This window comes from Persicobacter diffluens (genome assembly GCF_036244895.1).
Taxonomy (GTDB): domain Bacteria; phylum Bacteroidota; class Bacteroidia; order Cytophagales; family Cyclobacteriaceae; genus Persicobacter; species Persicobacter diffluens.
Window position 1 is genome coordinate 1,384,576 of sequence record NZ_BQKE01000002.1, and the last position, 15,684, is coordinate 1,400,259.

The window sequence follows — 15,684 nt, forward strand, 5'->3', positions numbered from 1 at the left end:
GGCTTAAATTTCGGTCTTCATGAATTTTCTTAACCAGGCCTTAGCGACTTTCCAGTCTACTTCTATGGTTTTGATAGACACTTCAAGCTCATCGGCAATCTCTTGCATTTTCATGCCTCCGAAAAATTTCATTTCCACCACCTGTGCCTGTCGAGGGGAAACCTCCGCTAATTTTTCAATCCCTTCATTGATATCCAAAATAGCCTCTTCCTTTTGGTCCGTATAGGCGATGCCCTCCTCCAATTCTATCTTGTGTGCGCCGCCGCCTCTTTTTTGAGCATTTCGGTTGCGGGCATGATGCACCAAAATTCTTCTGATGGCCTGTGCACTTAAGGCGTAGAAATGGGTGCGACTGTTGAAGCTCAGGTTGTCCTGATCGACCAAATTCATGAAAGCCTCATTCACCAATAGGGTAGGTTGTAAAGTGTGGTCCTGACGTTCGCGAGCGAATAACTTTTCGGCAATCACGTGCAGATTGTCATAGACCATCGGGTATAGCTTTTCACGATTTGAAGCTAAATCTATCTGATTCAGTAGTTGGGTTACTTCTTGTTTTTGTGCACTCATTGAAATCGTATTGTGGTTTTGGGATAGTTGGAATATCATCATTTTTCTAGGGAAATGAAAGTTTGATGGCTATAAAGGCTTGTTAAAAGCTTTCCTTCCGGTTGTAAATTCGAATTATTGGAAGCGATTTCGGATAATCTCTCAACAATAGCGCTGGTATTCTCTCGAAATTATCGGGTATCGCTTCGGCAATAATCAAATTTTCTCTGTTAACATGCTCAAACCATATTTCTTTCAGGGCTAAGGGGTAGAGCATCTGATGTAAATGATTTTTTAAAATTCTTCAAAAAGGGTCAGGGTTTTGGGATCGGAATTTCCCATCTGCAGGTGTAAGGGCGAAGGAGTTTCGCTAAGGGCGTGAATATTCACGCACAAAACAATCGCTAAATATTTAGACAATGAAAACGTTAAGTCGCCTATTGGCAGTAATTGTGGTTTTAGTCGTTAGTTCCATGTCTTTTGCGGAGAAGTTGGAAGGAGAAAAGGAGAAGGAAAGTAAATTAAGCCGTCGGGAGATCCGTAAGTTGGAACGAAAAAAACGCCGGGAAGCAGCCCGGTTGGCAGAAGAGTATCAGGCAGCGATGACTGATATGATGATCCAAAACAAAAACTTTGTACTCGAAACTGACCGTTTGTATGACCGCTACGGGAATTCGGTGAATGTGAATTCTTCCACCAATTATGTTTCGGTGGTGGAAGATCGGGCGGTGCTCCAACTGGCCTTTGAAGAAATTCCAGCAGGGCTTAATGGCCTGGGCGGGGTGACCTGTGTAGGGAAGGTGAATAAATATGAATTCAAGCAAGAAGAAAATGGCAGCTATTGGGTAAGTTATTCGCTTTTTGGTCCTAACGGTACATTTGATGTGAGCATGAGCGTTCTTCCGAATGGTAGCGCTACGGCCAATATCCGGGGAAATTGGGGGGAAGCCTTGAAGTATCAGGGGAGGATTGTTCCCTCCGCCAAGACCAGAACCTATGAAGGTCATCAGGATTATACTTTTTAAGCCAAAATATTTTTACTTAAAACCTCCTTTAGCTGCTATGCGGGAAAATGAGGGGATTTTTCCTCTTTTGAGTTTTTCCGACCCAAGCAGTTAAAAGAGGAGAAAGCAAGTTTAGAGGGGATTTAAAAGCCAAATTTTGCAGCCGGATGCTGTGCTTTTAAACATACCCTTTTTCAAATTGAGTGATTAGAAAATGAAATGCCCATTCTAAAGGTAGTGGAAGTAGCCTTTAGGATGGGCTTGATGATTGCAGTGATTTATTCTCATATAAAGGCTGCCTGATCTTATTACAAGATGCAATAGCCGGATGATTCTTGCTATATCCTTCTTTAGCTGCAAGACGGAAATAGGAGGGAATTTTTCCTATTTCGAGTTTTTCCGAAGGAAGCAGTAAAAGCCGGAGAATGCAAACTGGCCCAAATATCGGCTATTTATACATCAGTAAATACAATATTATGGCCTTGAAAATAAATCGATTAGGGGAGTCGCTAAATTTAGCGGTGAATAATTCAGCTTAATCACATTCCTCCTCTACCAGACCATCATGTCCTTCCTCAGGGTTCAGGCTGATATGCCTTTGCAAATCTTCCTCCGCCTCCCTCATTTCCGGACGCAACATGCCCACCCAATCATGAGAATGGCAAATGGCGTAATAATAGCATTCCTGTACGGGCGAGGTCCAACTATTTAAACTCAGGAAAAGCAGGGGCAAAGCGAGCAAAGAAAAAACCTTTTTCATAATGAATAGGATTGATTACCAATAGTAAAATACTTTTGGCCATTATTTCGTTACTATTCAACTTATGCTTTGTGGGTTACCATAAAGCTTCTCTTATGGAATAGATTTTAAGCTAATTGCTATAAAATATCCCAAATAATTTCCAACAGCGTATCCGATGATGCCGATGGTTAAACCGGATAGGATGATTTTTTTATTTTTTAAAGCGCCGGCCACCATGGGTACAAAGGGAGGCGAGCAAACCAGTGCCGTGGCACTGATGATCATGCTGTGGGCATCCACTTTCAGGATTTTACAAAGTAATAAATGGAGCAACAGGGAGCTGAACAATACAATGGCCGTCAGGAAAAACAGGCTTCCGTTCGCCTGCTGAAAGAAATCTTCTACCTGAACCATCGAAGCCACCAGGGTGCTGAATACTAAAATAAGGTACATCCCCAGATCAAAGGAATTTTCCAGTTGGCGAATTCTGGGAATAAAGGAGGCGCCTATACCGAGGGTGGTCAGGCCCAGCATGATAACCGGCGTTTGAAGGGTAGGGTCAAAAGCCAGCGATAGCAGATACGCAAGTCCTAAACAGGTGACAGAAACCGCTAAGGAAGTAAGTGTTTTTAGCATTCCTTTTCCCTTAAAAATATGCCATTCTTTTTTGGCCGTTTCCTCAGGTGCCAGGGAGATCTCTTGTAAATTTTGGGGTGTTCCCAATACTTTTCCAATAACTTTTTCGCCAATACTGATTAGAAATAAGAGGAAAAGACCACTTAAAATCATATCACTGGTGTGTAAGAGTAAGTAGGTGTTTTCATCCACCTCCAGCATCAGTTTCAGGCTGGCCAGGTTGGGAGTACCGCCGGTGTAAACGCCTACAAATAATCCCGCAATTTTCCACCATTCCGATAATTCGGCATGATAAGTAAAAGTCAACAGGCTTACGATCAGGATGATGGAAAGCATGCCGGCCAACATGGCTTTTATACTGTTGCCCGCCATTTGACGGCTGTCTTTAATATTGGAAGAAAAAAGCAATAAAGGAATCGCCAGTGGGATTGATATGGAGATGAGTTCATTCTTTAAAGGTAATAGCTCCGAGCTGTTCCAACCGATATTACCGGCAAGCAGCCCCAAGCCATAAGAGAGGATTACTGCGCCCACCCGATGCAGAACAGGAAAGCGGTACAATAAGAAATAAACGAATAATGGGGCTATTAAGAAAAAAATACTCCAGACAATCAATTCCATTCCCAACTAGTCAATCATTAAAATAAACAAAAATCAAAATTAGGTATTTGAGCAGAGTTTTTCACTAAAAATGGAGGGATAATTTTTTCAAAAAATGTAAAAGAAAGCAATAGGTGATGATGTGATTTTTATATAAAATCTATGTTTTTATAAATAGTAATTTACCCATCACCTGCTCTTAGATTATATTTAGTAAAGGTGAAATATAATTTTATCGCTAATGAGACGTATTAACCTTCTTTTTGTTTTACTGGTTGTTTTTCTTGCTTCCTGCTGGAATCAGCGCGATCGAAATGATCCTTCCGCCTCAGGATTTGAGACTATTCAGGTTCCGGATGGCTTCTCTTATAAAACAAACTATAAAATTAACCTTTCAGTGGGAGATGATAATCCCTCTGCCAGCGCATTTTATGAAATTGCTTTTAAAGATACCGATGAAAGCGAACTTAGTTTGGGACGTGCTTTTTTAGAAAAGGGACAAAGCCATTTTGATATACAGATTAACGTACCCACTCATGGAAAGGAGTTGGTGATTACCAAGGTAACAAATGGTGCAGAAATTAAGGAGTTTGTCCCTATTGCACCGCAAACTAATGTGAATTTTGTGAGTAATCAGCGGATCACAAATTGCACCTCCTTAATCTATGGAGTGAACAACAATGGAGAGTTTTTTAGCATTGATCAAAATTCCGGAAATTATGAGTGGACTTATGTCGATGAAAGTATGCCCGATGGTGGATCCATTGCCTGTGCAGTGGATAAGTACAACGGCCGGGTCTATGTGAATTTTGGAAAAAAGCTCCGCTACTTTACCATAGCCGATTCCACCTGGACTACAGTGGCGACTACTAACCCTTTCAATGGTTCCTATCCAAGAATGGAGTATCATCACGGGAATAATGAACTGTGGATTGCAAACGGGACTAAGATGCATATTTTGGATGCGGCCGATGGCAGTACCAAGCGTTCTTTTGATATTCAGGGTTTAGAAAGCCCTACCGGTGGAGGGGATGTGGCGATCAGTTTGAATGGTGATGTTTATATGTGTTGCTTCTCTGGTTTGTATAAGATTAATGAAATAGATACGCTTAATAATATCATCACCACTTCCCGTATTAGTGCAGAGGGGCTGCCCTGGAATCCCACTTCTTTGGCCATCGATGAAAATGATCGCCTGTTCATGGGCACCAATAATAGTAATTCCCTATTTATAGAAATGGATAAAGAAACCGGAGCTTATGATACGGTGGCGATTTATAATACTAAAATCAATGATTTAGGTGCTTTTCCCTGTACTGTGGAGGAATGCCCGCAGACTGATACTGATGGGGACGGCTGCATTGATTGTATAGATGAATTTCCGGAAGATCCAAGCAATTGTGGTACGGTGTCTAGTCCAAGTAAATTTGGATTTGGTTCCGTAGCTTTTGAGGATTTATGGCCGTCTAAGGGAGATTATGATTTCAATGACATTGTGGTGAATTATCGTTTTAAATTGTTTGTGAATGGGAGCAATGAAGTCACAAAAATGGAAATTACTTTGGTTCAGAAAGCCAGATCTGCCAGTTATGATAATGGATTTGGAATTGCCTTGCCGGATGGCGTTTCTCAATCTGATATTGTCTCCGTTACCGGAACAAATTTAACCACCGGTAATATTTCCACTTTGGCCAATGGAACGGAAAGTGGTCATGGCGACCGTGTCGTGATTATTCCATTTGATCAGGCCTCTCTGATGAGTGATTATGGCACCTGCCTTGAAGATGCAAAGCGCAATACGCTGGTGGTAACGGTCACCTTCAGTAATCCGATGAATTTGGAAACTTCCGGTCTGGCTGATTTCCCTTATAATCCTTTCATTTTCCAGAATGGGGTGCGGAGTCATGAAATTCATTTATTCAATGAAGCACCTACGGCCTTATATGATCCGGACCTGTTCCAGACGTTTGAGGATAATTCGGATATGGAAAATAACCGCTACTATCAAACCTTCGCCAAGCACCCCTGGGGATTGTCCATTATCCATGATTATCGGGTAGTGGATGAAGGCATAGATATTACCAGTGCCTATAACAATTTCAAAGCCTGGGCCGAATCCGGTGGTGTCACCAATACAGACTGGTATAAAGATAATGCCGGCAACCGAAATACAGAACATATTTGTACCGACAGGTAAATTTGGGATAGATATTTTTAAAGCAGGAGCAATCCTGCTTTTTTTATGTCCTTTTCTTTCGAAACGGTCCTGTATTTTAACTTCATTATAATGAGCTTATTGCGGATAACGATTGAAGATGCGGTATATTTCGCTATTAGGTTTGAGAAGGAATAATTTTTTGAATATGAAAGGAGTTTATCCGAAGGGGTACCGATACTATTATTATGGTTTGTTTTTTCTATTTATACTGACGCTGGGCTTAAGTAGCGGCTGGAAGTTCAATTTTGGGCAAAAGGCTTCTCCGAACGTTGTTGTAAATATGGATTTGGTCGGGCGACTATTCCCTGAAGCAAAAGCCTTTGAGGCAGTTGAGGAAGGGGAGCACGTTTATCGTGTAAGCTTTGGGCAAAAGCAAGGGGGCAAGGTAGTGATTGTGCAACATAATCCAGGCTATGGCGGGAATTTGCCGTTAATGATTGGTCTGAAAGGCGGACAGGTGCAGCAGGTTCTATTGTTGGAAAATAAGGAAACACCAGAATTTCTAAAGTACCTGGAAGAAGCTCATTTTCTGGATCAATGGAAAGGCTTTTCCATTGATCAGGAAGAGGCGATTCGAATTGCAGCGGTGTCCGGGGCCACGGAAACCTCCAAAGCGGTGCAAAGAGGAGTGGATCAGGGATTGCGTCAGCTTGGGCTAAACAAAGAGGACCTTGGCCCGGACTATTGGGCCTTGTTTCGTGATCTTATTTTTTTAGCGATGGTCCTATTGTCCTTGTTGATGAGTTATCGCAAGGACCTGAAAGCTTACCGGATGGCGTATATGCTATTGGTTTTTGTGGTGACCGGTTTGTTTTTAGGGAAAGCCCTTTCTTTAAAAATTGTGAATGGATGGGTGGCTAATGGGCTGAACTGGCAAACGGGCTGGTCCTCGGTTTTATTAATGGCCCTGGCGATCATCATGCCCCTGTTGAACAAGCCTAAGTTTTATTGTACTTATTTATGTCCGATGGGTGCCTTTCAGGAGATGATCAATAAATTATCAAAAAAGAAGAAAAGGCCCTTCAAAGGGCAATGGAGGAAAATTCCCCTTAATGAGGTTTATTTAATCCTGATTTGGGCCGGCCTGATCTTGGGCTTTCAGTTGGAATTAAGCTATTCAGAGCCATTTATTGCCTTTTTGTTTCAGGTAGCAGGCTGGTCTTTTCTGGGCTTTTTTCTGCTTATAGGCCTGCTTTCAATTTTTTATAATAAACCCTGGTGTAAGCTGTGTCCCACCGGTTGTTTGATCAATAAGATTTATTTGAAATAATATGATGGATAAAAGTAAAGCATTGAATATTGTTCTGTTGCTGGTGATAGTGGTTTTGCTGCTTGCCGGTAAAGGACAAGAGGGCGCTGATACTTTCCTGAAAGGATGGATTAGCCAAAATTTTGAAGATGATACCACGGCCACCTATCAGAAGGTATCCTTTGGGGAAAAGGAACTCGTGTATCCCAAGCCGGCCATGGTGATCGGTACTTATGATAGTCTGGGAAAGCCAAATATAATGACCGCCGCCTGGTTCGGGGTAGTAAATTCCAAACCCCTAAAAGTGGCCGTTTCTATGCGTCCTGCTACTTATTCTTATCACAATGTCATGCGGGAGCAGGCTTTTACGGTTAATATTCCCTCTCCGGAATTAGTACAATATGTGAAATATGTGGGACACCATTCCGGCAGGGATGTCGATAAATTTGAGAAGACCGGGCTGACAGCTGTTCGCGCAGACTCGGTGTCGGCGCCTTATGTACAGGAATTCCCCATAATTTTGGAGTGTCGGGTTACAGAGTATTTTGATTTGGGCTCTCACCGGCAGTTTGTCGGGCAGGTCATTGACGCTAAGGTGGATGAACGCTTTGTGGATGCTGCGGGAGAACTGGATTTCAGTGAATTTACCCCGGTGCTTTACGGAGATATGGGGAAATACTATGAGGGGGGAAAGGAAATAAAATTTGAACCTTTAAAGTAAGGACAAGCTGAAGAAGTTTGAGCTGCTTCAATGCCCTCTTCAATAGCATTTTTTCGTGTTGGTAGGCGTACAGTTTCTGCGGTTATATCAAGCCGAATGAATCACCGATGAATTTATTGATCTTCCCTGAGAGGGTTATTTCAGTTCATTACAGCGTTTTTTTTGAGTTTTAATAGGCCAAATAGGGGAAAGCTTACTTTCTCCTCAATCATCTGCTTCCTTTGAGAAAATGAAATAGAGCACTATTCCTTCATTTTTCCATCCTGAAGCTAAAGGAGGATTTAACCCGAATTATTCACCGCTAAATTCATTGACTAAGCACAAATAATTTATTTTCAATCCATTACAATTTATTTGTGATAGCCCAAATTTGGGCAGGCTTGCTTTCTCATTCATCTGATTCGTTGGGAAAAACTCGAAATAGGAAAATTTCCTTCATTTTTTCTCCTAACAGCTAAACGAGGATTTAAGCATCAATAATCCGGCTTAAGCATATTATTATTCGGTTTAAAAGGCGAGTGGTCACCTTTGTCTTTTTACCTTCAGGCAGGGAGTACCCTCTACTCGTTGATGGTAAATTCAAATCCACGGAATTGATTTTGGAATATTTTATTCAACCAAAGTGGTGCTATTATCACAAAATAATCCAGCACCCCTTTGGTTGGCGCTTAATGATAAACGGAAAGACTAAATATTATTCAATACAGCAAATTGTGCTGTAAAAATAGGGGCAATTATCCTCCGCTCTTTTTGGCTTTATAGCCAGCCTTGATCAGTAAGTCTAAAACCTTATCGCGAAAATCTCCCTGTATCATGATTTCGCCTTCTTTTGCCGATCCGCCTACGCCACATTTGGATTTCAATGCTTTACCCAGGGATTTCAAATCTTCTTCGCTTCCCACAAATCCGGTGATCAGGGTGACGGTTTTTCCTCCTCTTTGCTTTCGGTCAAGTAATACTTTTAAGTTTTGTTGAGCGGGTTCAAGGGTGGTGTCCACCTCATCCTGCTCATTTTGATATTCGTAATCCGGATCAGTGGAGTAAACTACTCCGCTGAAGTCCTTCCACTTCTTTTTCTTCGCCATCTTTTTTTTATGGCAATATAATTAATAAATGGCCTTAGGCCGGGGAATAAATAGAAAAAAGCAGCCTATCCAGACTGCCTTTGCTTGATGATTCCTTTATTTCATACCATTTCCATTTTGGAGGAAAGCCCGGGAGGGAATCCTGATTGCCAAAATGGAATTAATCAGCCTTATTCACCGCCAGATCCTACAAGCTAAAAAAAAAGAACTTATCGTATGGAGAGGTTACGGCTGGTTTTTCGGCTTTTTTAATGGCTTTTCCCGGATTATTCATGTTGAAATTCTCCTTTAGCTGTCACCTTTAAAAAGCCAATATGGGGAGCCTTTGCTTTTTTTATAAAGCAAAGGTTAATCTTCTAAAATTGGCTTAGTCTCGTTTTATAAAGGGGCTTCTGCCTTCATTTTGTACTGCACCATTTGATTTTAAAAACCAAAAACCACATCAAAAGTCATCGCAAAATCCGGTACTTTTTCATTTAAATCGAAAGCCGGAGAAAGGGTAAAGCCAGTGCTCCAGTGATCATCAATATTATAAGCGAGACCGCTCTGAACCAAAACGGCCTTGTCCCAATGTAAATGGTGACCGGCTTCTTGTATTGGTGTAGCGGTTGCCTCTTCCTTTTCGAAACCAAAGTTCATTCCAGCTCCCAGGAAAGTGCCCCAATGGCTATGATGAAAGGGAATTTCATGTACTAATACAGAGGCGAAATGATGGCCGGACTGATCAGCTGTTAATTGGATTTTGTTTTCCCTGAAAAAATAAACTGAGCCTGTAAACTCCATATGCGCTTCATCGGTGAGCGAGACTTCCAGTTCGAAATGTTTTTGATGTTCCTGATGTGCGGTAGGATGTGCCTGATCTGACTCTCCAATGGTCTTTGCCTGTGCGGTGGCAAATGTAAAAACGACCAGAAGCAGTGTGCCGAGCATTTTCTTTTTCAACATAAATAGTGTAAAATTTGGTTTTTCTTATTTGAGAGCGGCTTCAAACCAGACCTTGCCGAAGCAAATTTGAATTATTGGAAACGAATAGGGATAATTTTTCTGCAATGGTACTCACCTGCGCTCCACATAATGGCTTATCGCATTCCTCAATGCTCAAATTCCCTCAACAGATTTTGGCTTTCGTCACGCTCTTTTATAAAAAAAGGGGGTTTAATCTTATCTAAATTCAAATTTAATGAGGGTTCCGCTGAGGTGCAAGTTTCTGTCGGCGCTATTCATCATACTGAAAGATGATAATTATCACAACTGTCTGTAATGCCAAAATAAACTGGCCATTTCTTAATGCATTGCGGGATTTTTGTAATTGATAAGCAATTGGTTGTCTATTATGTACCTTTCTGCTGCTCATGGTTATTGGAAATCACCCTTTTTTTGAAGGTAGTTTTGCCTGGATTATTCCTGCTAAAATCTTCGTTTAGCTGAAAGGCGGGAAAAAATGTAGGAATAGTTCCTTCTTTCATTTTTTTCAAATGAAGCAGATAAAGGTGGAGCATGCTGGCTTGCCCAAATTGGGGATATTAATAAATCAGTAAAATAGGCCTTAAGATAATGGAAGTGAGTGATTTGAGGTGGGGAGCTAAACGTGGTAATTAATAATCAGCTTAAGAGTGTGTTAAAGGCCAAAATTTTTAACCAAAATATGATTATTGCTAAAGCGATACCCGATTATTTTGAGAGAATAGCATCGGTATTGTGGAGAAATTATCCAAAATCGCTTGCCATAATTCGAATTTGCAGGCGGATGGTGTGCGTTTAAACACATTCTAAGGATTTTCATTAGGTTTTAAAAAGTTAAACTTCAGCAGGACCCAAGTAAGGGTGAAAGTGGGAAGGAGGTCGGTGCCGGGTAAAATTTCTTCGAGGAAACTTAAAGAAGCCATTGCCCGATTCCCGTACATTTGAAAGTGGATAATTCCGGCTAAGGGCGCCCAAATAATATCAATAAACTCTCCATAGCCCGGAATGAAATAACTAAGCATGCCAATGGCATCAAAGAGTAAACTTAGAAATAGGGCTTTTAAGCTTCCGGGGGGTAGGTTTTTGATAATCATCTCAAGTGCGGATAGGCAACGGTTACCCTTTATTAAGTGAGGAATAATGCGATAGGTTTTCCCTTTATCCTTAGGGGCACATCAAACAACAAATTATTGGAAACGATTAGGATATTTTTTTCAATGATAGCCCTGCATTTCGCTCTAAATAATCTTTTATCAATTCTGCAATGTTCGAATTTTCGTTACTAATTCCGTCTATTGATTTGCTCCTGCAACTGTAGACTAATTCATAGACATGGCAACCATTCGATCTTCTTCAATTTCTTTCAGATCTAATTCATCTATAAAGGATTGTAGGAATTGGTTGTGCTTACGCACCATTGTTGGAATTCGGAAAAGGTCGATCAGGGCCCAAATGCCCAACCCTCCAAGGGTAAGCCAATATAGCCATTGCCTTTTCCAATTATTGAGGTAGGCATAATGGCAACCTAAGAGAAACCAGCAAACATAAGCGGCAATACCGCTTTTGAATTGACTTTCGTAAATGATTTTACTTTCCATAATCCCCTTATACTTAATTGTTTTTAAATATAATCAAATGGATTATTAATTTAAACTTAATAATGATAAGATCAGAATTTTTTTATGCCCTATAGGTGTTGACCACTATCAAAATCATAAGATAGCATGAATTATTTTTGACTTAGCCGGATTATTCCTCCTTATAGCGTGGTTAAATGCCAAAATTCCCAGCGAAAATTTGATTATTGCCAAAGCGATTCCTGAATATTTTGCGAGAATAGTAGCGCTATTGTGGAGAAATTATCCAAAATCGCCTCCAATAATTTGAATTTGCAGTCGGATGGTGCGGTTTTAAACGCGTTCTTAAGCCCTCCTTTAGCTGCGAGGCCGGAAAAGGAGGGAATGGTTCCCCATTTTGTTTTTTTGGGGAGTTAAATGATTTAGGAGGATGCAAGCTCATGCCTGTCTGGACGTTAAAAAGGAGGGATTATGCTGGTATCAAAATGAAGATTAACAAATTTATCCCCTGCGGTGGTTGGTTGTTTGGTGCGTCGTCGGGCAAAAAAGTATTGAAAAATGGATTTTGTCAGGGATTACTTTTTTCAGGTGGAGAAGGAAAAATGAGCTTCTTAACCTTCGCACTTTTGCCAGGATTATTCATGATGAAATCTTCCTTAAGCTGCAAGGCGGCAATATTAACTGAATATTTCCCTTTTTTATTTTTTTCCAAGAAAGCAGATGAATGAGGAGAAAGCAAGCCTGCCCAAATTTGGGCTATTATAAATCAAAGAAAAAAAATTGTAATGAACTGAAATTAAATTGCTTGCGATCAGTCAATAAATATGGCGGTGAATAATTCGGCTTAAGCCTCGCACTTTAGCATTTGAAAAGCCTAGAAAATAGTTGTTGGTCGAAATTTGACAATAAAAAAAAGCCTGTGATCACTCTCAGGCTTTTTTTGAATAAACTTAAGGGTTTATAGCCCCTCAATTTCTCTATTATTTACTGCTTGTATATGTCGGGCATTATTACCTTCCAGTTCGTTGATCATCATGATCTGTTCTTCAGAGGCATCCAGAATGTCCTGCTTAACAAACCATTTAACCGTTTCCGTAAATGGAGGAGTGGTTAAAGAGCCGTCATAACAGTAGAAATGGTCACTGGCTTTAACGATGTCATCCGCATTGATGTAATCCGTCCAGAGTTCCTTTTCCCCTTCATGATCCGGTACCGAATTGATGAATTTTTTCAGGAAGTCGTTTTCATTTCCCTCCTTAAAAAGTACACCTACTACCAAATAGGTGGTGTCATTGTCTGCAGCGGTATGGACAAAGTGCGCTTCCATTGGATAAGTAATTCCGTCGATCAGGTGCTCGGAAGGCGTATGAAAATGAAACTGACGCAAGTTATAGGCTTGTCCATCATATTCTAATACGGAGCCTGAATCGTAATCCAGTCGAATGGTATGTCCCGTGTTTACAATCTTCTCATGAGAATTTTTGTAGCTACACTGAAACTGATGTGGCTTCGGCTTACAAATTTTGCTGGTTTTAATGTTGATAGGAGATTGTTTAACTCCTGTCACCTCCTCATGAAGGTAAGCTTCCTGGGGAGTGGCATGTGCTTCATGTCCGGCTTCTCCAAAATAGTGATCCTTAATGACAATAGCTGCTAGTCCCAAAATAACCAGCCATGGAAAAGTAGATTTTATGCTCATATATTAATTAGAATTGTAACAGTCCAAAATTACCTGCTGCTTCATCATTAGAATATGATTAAACTCAATTATTTTAGTAATTCTTATCCTGCTTATTCTGTTACTGATGTTAATGGCAACATTAGAACAAAAAAAACGCCAGTTTTGACTAAAAACTGGCGTTGGATATTTTTTTATTAAAAAGGGCTTAGGCCTTATACATTTCTTCTTTTCTGCCCATTACCACTTCGTCGCTCAGATAGCTGTCAAAGTCAGTGTGTTTGTCGATCATACCATTAGGGGTAATCTCAATAATTCGGTTCGCTACCGTAGACACAAACTGGTGGTCATGAGAGGCAAACATTACCGTACCCGGATACTCTTTCAGTCCATTGTTAAAAGCAGTAATAGATTCCAGGTCCAAATGGGAAGTTGGTTCATCCAATAACAGCATGTTAGGTTGCTGCAACATGATCTTGGAAAGCATACATCTCACTTTTTCCCCTCCGGAAAGTACACGTGCCGATTTCATGATCTCCTCACCGGAGAACAACATTCTACCTAAAAATCCACGAATGAAAGTTTCATCCTCAGAAGTGGTGTATTGCTGTAGCCATTCCAACAGGTTATAATCCGTATCGAAAAACTTAGAGTTTTCATTAGGTAAATAACCTTTATTCACGGTTACGCCCCATTTTACCGTACCTGTAGTGGGTTCCAAATCTCCATTGATGATCTCGAAGAATTTGGTTACCGCCAAACTGTTTCTGGAAAGCACGGCAATCTTATCCCCTTTGGCAATAGTGAAATCCAAGCCCGCAAATAAAGTTACGCCCTCATGCACATAACTCAGGTTGGAAATTTCCAAAATCTGGTTTCCTACTTCACGCTCCTGGCTGAAAATAATACCAGGATAACGACGGCTCGAAGGCTGGATATCTTCCAGGTTCAGCTTTTCCAACATCTTCTTTCTGGAAGTAGCCTGCTTGGACTTTGCTGCATTGGCAGAGAAACGCTCCACGAAAGACTGCAATTCCTTGCGCTTGTCTTCCATCTTTTTGTTCTGGTCCGCGCGTTGGCGAGCAGCCAACTGGCTGGACTCATACCAGAAAGAGTAGTTACCTGTGTGGATTTTAATTTTGCTGAAGTCAATATCCACCATATGGGTACAAACCGTATCCAGGAAGTGGCGGTCGTGAGAAACCACAATCACGATATTGTTAAACTCTAAAAGGAAGTCCTCCAACCAGGTAATGGTTTCCACATCCAGGTCGTTGGTCGGCTCATCCATAATCAGGATATCCGGATTTCCAAAAAGCGCCTGCGCCAGTAATACACGTACTTTTTCAGATCCGCTCAACTCGCTCATCATGCGGTAATGAAGATCCTCTTTTACGCGCAAACCACTCAAAAGGGCTGCGGCATCACTTTCGGCATTCCAGCCATCCATCTCGGCAAATTCTGCTTCAAGTTCAGAAGCACGAATACCATCTTCCTCAGAGAAATCTTCTTTTGCGTATAAAACCTCTTTCTCTTTGATGTTTTTGTAAAGGACATCGTAGCCCATCAAAACGGTTTCCATTACGGAAAACTCATCAAAAGCAAAGTGGTCCTGTTTCAGTACTGTCATACGAGCTCCTGGGCTAATGGCCACGCTTCCCGTATTAGGATCTACTTCTCCGGAAAGAATTTTAATAAAGGTGGATTTACCTGCGCCGTTTGCACCAATTACACCATAACAGTTCCCCTCCGTAAACTTAAGATTCACGTCTTCAAAGAGTGTTCTCTTACCGAACCGAAGGGATAAATTTGAAACTGAAAGCATTGAATAAATTTTATTTTTACAAAATCTCCGCAAAATTGCTTTATAATCAGGCAACCACAAAATAAATGTTGCACAATTTCAAGGAATCTGCCTTAAAATATTTCTTGTCTCCAGCGGTTGATATACAAACCCAAAATAATACAGGCCGAAGCCGCAAAGGCCCAAATGAGCGCAATGGGTATGGCGCCAATCAGATAAGCCCCAAAAGATTGCTTCGCCACCTCCAGATTGATTTCCTCTACCGATTGAAAAGGCATGGGAAGATTTTGAAAATGAAAGCCGATTTGCAGAGATTGATAAAGGATCCAGGGGAACAGGGGGGTGAAGTTGATATAGGAGCCGATTAATACCAGTGGCTTGTTCAATCTAAACACCTGCGCCAGGGCGATGGCACTCATGGTTTGAAATCCCCAAAGGGGCAATATCCCAATCACCACTCCCAGCCCCATTGCGAGTCCTTTTTTCCAAATGGGTTCTCCCGGAGAGAGCAGGAGCTCTTTTAAGGGGATATTTTTAACTTTTTCCCACTGCAGTTGTACCCAATGGAAGAAAGATGATTTTTTTGACATAGACTGATGTGGGTAAATTTGCGGCAATATAAGCTTTTTATGTTTCCTGAACAGAACGAAAAAGTCATGCTTTAGTAAATGGGCTGCTTGCAGCACATGGGGAGTTTTTTTTTATGGTAGGGCTTTCATTTTGAATGGCTTTAGGGGATGTATGATAAGCAATTGGGCCTAAGAGCGTGTTCAAAAGCACAGCATCCGGATACCAATTCGAATTGTTGGAAGTGATTTTGAATAATTACTCTACAACTGTGATGCTATTCTCTCAAAATAA

Annotated in this window: 14 protein-coding genes; 4 read left to right on the top strand and 10 right to left on the bottom strand. The window is 41.0% G+C overall.

What is annotated here, in order from left to right:
* Window positions 1-3: 3 nt before the first annotated feature.
* Entirely contained in the window at window positions 4-567 is a 564-nt protein-coding gene (locus AAA970_RS19160) for a sigma-70 family RNA polymerase sigma factor (protein WP_338238505.1), read from the bottom strand.
* Between the two features lie 398 nt (window positions 568-965).
* Here AAA970_RS19160 and AAA970_RS19165 point away from each other — a divergent pair, with 398 nt between their 5' ends.
* Entirely contained in the window at window positions 966-1,571 is a 606-nt protein-coding gene (locus AAA970_RS19165; protein ID WP_338238506.1) for a DUF4251 domain-containing protein, read from the top strand.
* Between the two features lie 514 nt (window positions 1,572-2,085).
* Here AAA970_RS19165 and AAA970_RS19170 read toward each other — a convergent pair.
* Both AAA970_RS19170 and AAA970_RS19175 read right to left on the bottom strand, forming a co-directional pair.
* Window positions 2,086-2,310 carry a hypothetical protein gene (locus AAA970_RS19170; RefSeq protein ID WP_338238507.1) on the bottom strand — a complete coding sequence of 75 codons (225 nt, stop codon included), beginning with the start codon at window positions 2,308-2,310 and terminating at the stop codon, window positions 2,086-2,088.
* A gap of 93 nt (window positions 2,311-2,403) precedes the next feature.
* Window positions 2,404-3,549, bottom strand: coding sequence for a DUF819 family protein (locus AAA970_RS19175; protein ID WP_338238508.1), 1,146 nt, complete (start codon window positions 3,547-3,549; stop codon window positions 2,404-2,406).
* Window positions 3,550-3,769: 220 nt separating this feature from the next.
* Between AAA970_RS19175 and AAA970_RS19180 the strand changes: the two genes are divergently transcribed.
* From AAA970_RS19180 to AAA970_RS19190, 3 genes are all read left to right on the top strand, one after another.
* Window positions 3,770-5,725 carry an LruC domain-containing protein gene (locus tag AAA970_RS19180; RefSeq protein WP_338238509.1) on the top strand — a complete coding sequence of 652 codons (1,956 nt, stop codon included), beginning with the start codon at window positions 3,770-3,772 and terminating at the stop codon, window positions 5,723-5,725.
* 166 nt (window positions 5,726-5,891) lie between these two features.
* Window positions 5,892-7,016 carry an FMN-binding protein gene (locus AAA970_RS19185; RefSeq protein ID WP_338238510.1) on the top strand — a complete coding sequence of 375 codons (1,125 nt, stop codon included), beginning with the start codon at window positions 5,892-5,894 and terminating at the stop codon, window positions 7,014-7,016.
* A gap of 1 nt (window position 7,017) precedes the next feature.
* Window positions 7,018-7,716: a flavin reductase family protein gene (locus tag AAA970_RS19190; RefSeq protein WP_338238511.1), complete on the top strand. Its 699-nt coding sequence runs from the start codon at window positions 7,018-7,020 to the stop codon at window positions 7,714-7,716.
* Window positions 7,717-8,450: 734 nt separating this feature from the next.
* On the opposite strand, the gene AAA970_RS19195 is transcribed toward AAA970_RS19190, so the two are convergent.
* The 7 genes from AAA970_RS19195 to AAA970_RS19225 all read right to left on the bottom strand — a co-directional run bounded on the left by AAA970_RS19195 (window position 8,451) and on the right by AAA970_RS19225 (window position 15,413).
* Window positions 8,451-8,801: a translation initiation factor gene (locus tag AAA970_RS19195; protein WP_338238512.1), complete on the bottom strand. Its 351-nt coding sequence runs from the start codon at window positions 8,799-8,801 to the stop codon at window positions 8,451-8,453.
* Window positions 8,802-9,224: 423 nt separating this feature from the next.
* Complete coding sequence (locus AAA970_RS19200; RefSeq protein ID WP_338238513.1) at window positions 9,225-9,746, bottom strand: hypothetical protein; 522 nt, start codon at window positions 9,744-9,746, stop codon at window positions 9,225-9,227.
* An 824-nt stretch (window positions 9,747-10,570) separates the two neighbouring features.
* Window positions 10,571-10,858 carry a hypothetical protein gene (locus AAA970_RS19205; protein ID WP_338238514.1) on the bottom strand — a complete coding sequence of 96 codons (288 nt, stop codon included), beginning with the start codon at window positions 10,856-10,858 and terminating at the stop codon, window positions 10,571-10,573.
* 225 nt (window positions 10,859-11,083) lie between these two features.
* Window positions 11,084-11,362 carry a TM2 domain-containing protein gene (locus AAA970_RS19210; RefSeq protein ID WP_338238515.1) on the bottom strand — a complete coding sequence of 93 codons (279 nt, stop codon included), beginning with the start codon at window positions 11,360-11,362 and terminating at the stop codon, window positions 11,084-11,086.
* 937 nt (window positions 11,363-12,299) lie between these two features.
* Window positions 12,300-13,040, bottom strand: a complete 741-nt coding sequence (locus AAA970_RS19215; RefSeq protein ID WP_338238516.1) for a carbonic anhydrase — start codon at window positions 13,038-13,040, stop codon at window positions 12,300-12,302.
* A 187-nt stretch (window positions 13,041-13,227) separates the two neighbouring features.
* Window positions 13,228-14,844, bottom strand: a complete 1,617-nt coding sequence (locus tag AAA970_RS19220; protein ID WP_338238517.1) for an ABC-F family ATP-binding cassette domain-containing protein — start codon at window positions 14,842-14,844, stop codon at window positions 13,228-13,230.
* Between the two features lie 92 nt (window positions 14,845-14,936).
* A complete protein-coding gene (locus AAA970_RS19225; protein WP_338238518.1) occupies window positions 14,937-15,413 on the bottom strand; it encodes a DUF2062 domain-containing protein in 477 nt (158 codons plus the stop codon).
* Window positions 15,414-15,684 lie beyond the last annotated feature (271 nt).

Coding starts and splice junctions, on each gene's coding strand:
- AAA970_RS19225 (WP_338238518.1), bottom strand. CDS start 15,413: ATGTCAAAAAAATCATCTTTCTTCCATTGGGTACAACTGCAGTGGGAA.
- AAA970_RS19185 (WP_338238510.1), top strand. CDS start 5,892: ATGAAAGGAGTTTATCCGAAGGGGTACCGATACTATTATTATGGTTTG.
- AAA970_RS19165 (WP_338238506.1), top strand. CDS start 966: ATGAAAACGTTAAGTCGCCTATTGGCAGTAATTGTGGTTTTAGTCGTT.
- AAA970_RS19180 (WP_338238509.1), top strand. CDS start 3,770: ATGAGACGTATTAACCTTCTTTTTGTTTTACTGGTTGTTTTTCTTGCT.
- AAA970_RS19205 (WP_338238514.1), bottom strand. CDS start 10,858: ATGATTATCAAAAACCTACCCCCCGGAAGCTTAAAAGCCCTATTTCTA.
- AAA970_RS19210 (WP_338238515.1), bottom strand. CDS start 11,362: ATGGAAAGTAAAATCATTTACGAAAGTCAATTCAAAAGCGGTATTGCC.
- AAA970_RS19220 (WP_338238517.1), bottom strand. CDS start 14,844: ATGCTTTCAGTTTCAAATTTATCCCTTCGGTTCGGTAAGAGAACACTC.
- AAA970_RS19175 (WP_338238508.1), bottom strand. CDS start 3,549: ATGGAATTGATTGTCTGGAGTATTTTTTTCTTAATAGCCCCATTATTC.
- AAA970_RS19170 (WP_338238507.1), bottom strand. CDS start 2,310: ATGAAAAAGGTTTTTTCTTTGCTCGCTTTGCCCCTGCTTTTCCTGAGT.
- AAA970_RS19195 (WP_338238512.1), bottom strand. CDS start 8,801: ATGGCGAAGAAAAAGAAGTGGAAGGACTTCAGCGGAGTAGTTTACTCC.
- AAA970_RS19190 (WP_338238511.1), top strand. CDS start 7,018: ATGATGGATAAAAGTAAAGCATTGAATATTGTTCTGTTGCTGGTGATA.
- AAA970_RS19215 (WP_338238516.1), bottom strand. CDS start 13,040: ATGAGCATAAAATCTACTTTTCCATGGCTGGTTATTTTGGGACTAGCA.
- AAA970_RS19200 (WP_338238513.1), bottom strand. CDS start 9,746: ATGTTGAAAAAGAAAATGCTCGGCACACTGCTTCTGGTCGTTTTTACA.
- AAA970_RS19160 (WP_338238505.1), bottom strand. CDS start 567: ATGAGTGCACAAAAACAAGAAGTAACCCAACTACTGAATCAGATAGAT.